General features: G+C 72.4%; 5 protein-coding genes and 1 pseudogene. 2 read left to right on the top strand and 4 right to left on the bottom strand.

Annotated features, from left to right (window positions below):
- A pseudogene (locus SACPADRAFT_RS32405) lies at window positions 1–188 on the bottom strand (hypothetical protein); the annotation flags it as partial.
- A gap of 51 nt (window positions 189–239) precedes the next feature.
- Window positions 240–674, bottom strand: a complete 435-nt coding sequence (locus SACPADRAFT_RS0207695; protein ID WP_007026535.1) for a hypothetical protein — start codon at window positions 672–674, stop codon at window positions 240–242.
- A gap of 153 nt (window positions 675–827) precedes the next feature.
- On the opposite strand from SACPADRAFT_RS0207695, the gene SACPADRAFT_RS0207690 reads away from it, so the two are divergent.
- Together SACPADRAFT_RS0207690 and SACPADRAFT_RS0207685 are read left to right on the top strand one after the other, a co-directional pair.
- Complete coding sequence (locus SACPADRAFT_RS0207690; RefSeq protein ID WP_007026534.1) at window positions 828–1292, top strand: cupin domain-containing protein; 465 nt, start codon at window positions 828–830, stop codon at window positions 1290–1292.
- Window positions 1293–1445: 153 nt separating this feature from the next.
- Window positions 1446–2285, top strand: coding sequence for an SAM-dependent methyltransferase (locus SACPADRAFT_RS0207685; RefSeq protein WP_007026533.1), 840 nt, complete (start codon window positions 1446–1448; stop codon window positions 2283–2285).
- Window positions 2286–2396: 111 nt separating this feature from the next.
- Here the strand turns inward: SACPADRAFT_RS0207685 and SACPADRAFT_RS0207680 are convergent, their stop codons facing one another.
- Together SACPADRAFT_RS0207680 and SACPADRAFT_RS0207675 are read right to left on the bottom strand one after the other, a co-directional pair.
- Window positions 2397–3227 carry an aldo/keto reductase gene (locus SACPADRAFT_RS0207680; RefSeq protein ID WP_007026532.1) on the bottom strand — a complete coding sequence of 277 codons (831 nt, stop codon included), beginning with the start codon at window positions 3225–3227 and terminating at the stop codon, window positions 2397–2399.
- 155 nt (window positions 3228–3382) lie between these two features.
- The coding region (locus tag SACPADRAFT_RS0207675) for a GMC oxidoreductase (RefSeq protein ID WP_040924059.1) at window positions 3383–4808 on the bottom strand (1426 nt) is incomplete at its 5' end.

The raw sequence follows: 4808 nt of genomic DNA, 5'->3' as shown, positions 1-4808 counted from the left end.
CCGCTGCCGTCCACCGCCGGGGGCGGCAGCGGGTTGTCGCACCCGTCCAGCGCGCACACCGCCGCCGTACCCGTCGCACCCGCGGCACCGGCCCCGTCGGTGAGGTCGTCGGTCGGGCCGTCGGACGTGTCGTCGGCCGGGGTGTCGTGGTCCCCGGCGTGCGTGGTCTCGTCCACCTCGTCAGCCACCCGCGTAGTGTCGCGCACGGCGTCGGTGGGCGTCGGAGTGCCTCACCCGGCTCAGCCGACCCAGGCGTGCACGAACCCGGCGAGCAGGACGGCGGAGCCGCCGATCTCGCCGACGATCAGGACGGCCATGAACACCCGGACGCCCGTGGCCGGGTGCCGCAGCTGATTGTCCGTGTCCCGGCGCAGCCCGTGCCACTGGTAGGAGGCGATCGCGGCCACGAAGAACACGATCGGCACCACCGCCGCGGTCAGGTCCACCCACGTGGGCCAGTCGCTCAGCTCGGCGAACACCGCGAGCAGCCCGGTCGCGAACGCGTACAGCAGCGCGGACCGGTGCGCGATGTCGATGTAGGGGTGTGCGGCCGCGCCCGGTGACCGTCGGATCTGGGCGTACTTCACCACCCCCAACACCAGCGCCCACAGCAACACCAGCCCGGCGGCCAGCAGCACGATCCGGGTCTCGACGGCGAGATCCGCCACGGTCATCGGTGCGACACCACTTTCGACTCCGGCCTTCTCCCCCGGTCGCCGGGGCACGTCCCCCGGTCGACCGGCCGCGCCCACCCTAGGCCGCCGGGTGGTGGCGACCCCACGGGCGGGACACGCGGCTCCCCGCGCCGGGCACTACAGTCGCCGGACATGTCGGAACCGAGCCCGAACCGTCCACCGTTGGCCGAGGAGCTGGATCTCGAACCGCACCCGGAGGGCGGGTGGTACCGCCGCACCTGGGAATCCGGGGTGCGGGTGCGGCCCGAGGGCTATCCCGGCCCCCGCCCCACCGCCACGGCCATCCACTACGTGCTCGCCCCCGGCGAGGAGTCGGCCTGGCACCGGGTGCGCGGGGACGAGCTGTGGCTGTGGCACCGGGGCGGGACGCTGACCCTGCTGTTCGGCGGGACGGGCGACACGCCCGACGCCGCGCCCCGCCGGGTGGTGCTCGGCCCGGACATGGCCGGCGGCCAGGCACCGCAGGTGGTGGTGCCCGGCGGCACGTGGCAGGCCGCCCACCCCGCCGGGGACGGGGCCGTGCTCGTGTCCTGTGTGGTCTCCCCCGGCTTCGACTTCGCCGACTTCGAGATGTGGTCCGGACCCGGCCGGCCCTGAGCCGCGCCGTCCGGTCGGGAGCGGGCGGCGGGTGGCCCGCCGGGAGCCGGTCGTCGACCGTTCACCGACTCCGGCCCCACGCCGCCCGCCGGTGCGCCATCATGATCCCCGCAGGGGGTGCACCGGACACCGAACGAACAGGGGATCACACCCGTGGACTCAGCCGACACCACACCGGACGTGGCGACGATCGACCCGAACACGCCGAGCGTGGCCCGCGCCTACAGCTACCTGCTCGGCGGGAAGGACTACTACGCCGCCGACCTGGCGGTGGTGAAGTTCCTCGAGGAGACCTTCAAGAACCCGTACGCCTCGGCGATGACGAACCGGCGCTGGCTGCACCGGGTCGTGCGGTGGCTGACCCGGCACGCCGGCATCGACCAGTTCCTCGACTGCGGCTCCGGGCTGCCCACCGACGACAACGTGCACCAGGTGGCGCAGCGGCTCAACCCGGAGGCCCGCGTCGTCTACAGCGACAACGACCCGACGGTGCAGGCGCACGGCCGGGCGCTGTTGGAGGACAACGACCGGTCGGTGTTCGTCGCCGCCGACCTCACCGACCCGGACACGCTGCTGCACGACCCGGCGGTGCGGCGGCTGCTCGACTTCGACCGGCCGATCGCGATGATCCAGTGCTTCACCCTGCACCACGAACCGGACGAACCCCGCCCGGTCGCCGACGTCATGCGGACCTATGTGGACGCGTTGCCGCGCGGCAGCTACGTGGCGCTGACCCACATCACCTACCCGCCCGCGGCCGACGACCCGGACGGCACCGGCCGCGCGATGGTCGACGAACTACGCCGCGGCATCCGCGACAAGGGCATGAACTCGGGCTACTTCCGCGAGTACGACCACGTGCGGTCGTTCTTCGACGGGCTGGAACTGGTGGAGCCGGGGCTGGTGCCCGCCGCCGACTGGTGGCCCGACGGGCCGGTGCCGCGCAACGAGACCGACGCCATCGTCTACGGCGGCGTCGGCAAGAAGGTCTGAACCGGGTAGCGACCAGGTTCGACACGGCCGGGACGCGAAACGCCCGGGTGGAACAGGCGCGGTGTGCGACTACTCCACCCGGGCGCGACCGGACGGTACCGGGGGCTGGGCTCAGGCGCCGAACGCGTCCGGGTCCGGGCCGACGCGGGTGCCGGTGTCCAGCGCCGCGATCGCGGACATGTCGTCCTCACTGAGCGCGAAGTCGAAGATGTCCAGGTTGGACCGGATCCGGGACGGGGTGACCGACTTCGGGATCGTCACGTTGCCCAGCTCGAAGTGCCAGCGCAGCACCACCTGCGCCGGGGTCTTGCCGTGTTTCTCGGCCAGCGACACCAGCACCTGCTCGTCCAGCAGGCCCTTGCCCTGGCCCAGCGGGCTCCACGCCTCGGTGACGATGCCGTGCTCGGCGTGGAAGGCACGCAGTTCGGCCTGCGGCAGGTTCGGGTGCAGCTCGACCTGGTTCACCGCGGGCACCACGCTCGTCTCGTCGAACAGGCGCCGCAGGTGCGTGGAGTGGAAATTGGACACCCCGATCGCGCGGGCGCGGCCCTCGGCGTGCAGCTTCTCGAACGCCTTCCAGGTGTCGACGTAGCGGTCCTGCCCGGGCATCGGCCAGTGGATCAGGTACAGGTCGACGTAGTCCAGGCCGAGGCGGGCCAGGCTGGCGTCGAACGCGGCCAGCGTGTTGTCGTAACCCTGGCTGTCGTTCCACAGTTTCGTGGTGACGAACAGCTCCTGCCGGGGCACGCCCGACTCGGCGATCGCCCTGCCGACGCCTTCCTCGTTGCCGTAGATCGTGGCGGTGTCGATGCTGCGGTAGCCCGCCCGCAGCGCCTCCAGCGTCGGCTCGAACACCTCGTCGGCCGGGACCTGGAAGACGCCGTAGCCGAGCCGCGGCATCTCCGCGCCGGTGTTCAGGGTGATGGTCGGAACCTGTGCCATGGGCAGTGCCGTCCTCGTTCTTGTCGTTCACGTCCTCGATACGGGCGGGGCCAGCACACGAGTGGCCCCACCCCCGACAACGGATCAGTCGCCCCAGACATTCCCCGCCGCGGGCACTCCGTAACCACCCACCCGGTTCCGGCGTGCCGGGCGTGTCAGAACACCGTGCCGACGTCGTGCGCGATCAGCTCGTCGGTCGCCCGTTCGGCCACCGCGGCGATCGTCATCGACGGGTTGCAGGCCGCGGCGGTGCCCGGCAGCAGCGACCCGTCCAGCACGTACAGCCCGCGCTGCCCCCGCACCCGGCCGGCCAGGTCGCAGACCGTGCCCATCGACGCGCCGCCCAACGGGTGCCACGTGTTCGGGTAGAGCGACGTGGTGTCCAGCTCCACCGAGCCGAACCCCCCGATCTCCCCGATCCGGGTGTCGATACGCCGCGCCAGGGCGGCGTCCCCGCCGTGCGGCCAGTGCAGCACCACGTCGTCGAGGTGCGGGTCGTAGTGGAACCGGCCCCGGTCCGGGCTGACGCCGTAGCCGACCAGCATCGTGGTGCGCAGGTTCGGCAGCGGCGGCAGCGACGCCTGGATGACGGTGTTCGCTGACGCCGGGTCGTGCCACTCCTTGCTGCTGTACACGACCGGCCCGCCCTGCGGGGAACCGAAGTCGTCGGCCAGGTTGGTCCAGGTGTGGATCCGGTCGCCGTTGGATCCCCAGTTCTCCCCGAGACCGTCCGGCAGGTCCGGGATCCGGTCCCGCGCCTGCGCACGCATCAACAGCCGGGTGGTGCCGGTGGTACCCGCGGCCATGACCAGCGCGTCGGTGGTGAGGATCTTCTTCTCCCACACCGTGCCGTCGGTGCCGATCCGGTCGACGAACACCTGCCACCGCCCGTCCGCGGCCCGGGCCACCTCGGTCACGTGGTGCAGCGTGGCGACCGTGACCCGGCCGGTGGCCTCGGCCTCGGCGAGGTAGGTGACGTCCACCGAGTGCTTGCCGCCGTTGTTGACGCCGAACGCGCAGTCACCGTTGGTGTAGGACGGGGTCATCCGCCCGTCCAGTTCGGCCAGCGCGTAGTCCCAGTCGATCGGCATCGGCACCTTGTCCACGTCGTACCCGGCCCGCGCGGCGTTGCGCGCGAACACCCGGGCCGCCGTGTACGTCTCGCTGTCGACCAGGCTGTCCGGCGCGGTCTCCACCCGCAGCATCCGCGCCACCCGGCGGTAGTGGTCGCGGTCCATGCGGTCGTAGTCCAGCTGCTCGGGCAGGGTCGCGTGGAACACCTCCGCGGTGGGCTGCAACGTCATGCCCTGATACACCAGCGACCCGCCGCCGACCCCGGCGGCGCAGATGATGTCCATGCCCCGGCCGGGCACCCGCTCCAGCAGCCCGGTGTAGGGCTCGAACGGCACCGGCAGCCGGCCGAGCCCGGGCAGCGACAGCGGCGAACCCAGCCAGAACGCCCGCTTGTCCGGGCTGGTGGCGTGCGGGAACGTCTCCGCGTTCGGCCCGGTCGGCCAGCGGATCCCCCGCTCCAGCACGTGCACCGGCACCCCGGCCTGCGCCAGCCGCAGCGCCGTCACC

Origin of the sequence: Saccharomonospora iraqiensis subsp. paurometabolica YIM 90007 (assembly GCF_000231035.2) — a bacterium.
Classification (GTDB): Bacteria; Actinomycetota; Actinomycetes; order Mycobacteriales; family Pseudonocardiaceae; genus Saccharomonospora; species Saccharomonospora paurometabolica.
This window is presented reverse-complemented; position numbering and strand designations above follow the sequence as displayed.

Bases quoted from the DNA above. Each gene is read 5' to 3' on its own strand.
- SACPADRAFT_RS0207690 (WP_007026534.1), top strand. From the start codon at position 828: ATGTCGGAACCGAGCCCGAACCGTCCACCGTTGGCCGAGGAGCTGGAT.
- SACPADRAFT_RS0207695 (WP_007026535.1), bottom strand. From the start codon at position 674: ATGACCGTGGCGGATCTCGCCGTCGAGACCCGGATCGTGCTGCTGGCC.
- SACPADRAFT_RS0207680 (WP_007026532.1), bottom strand. From the start codon at position 3,227: ATGGCACAGGTTCCGACCATCACCCTGAACACCGGCGCGGAGATGCCG.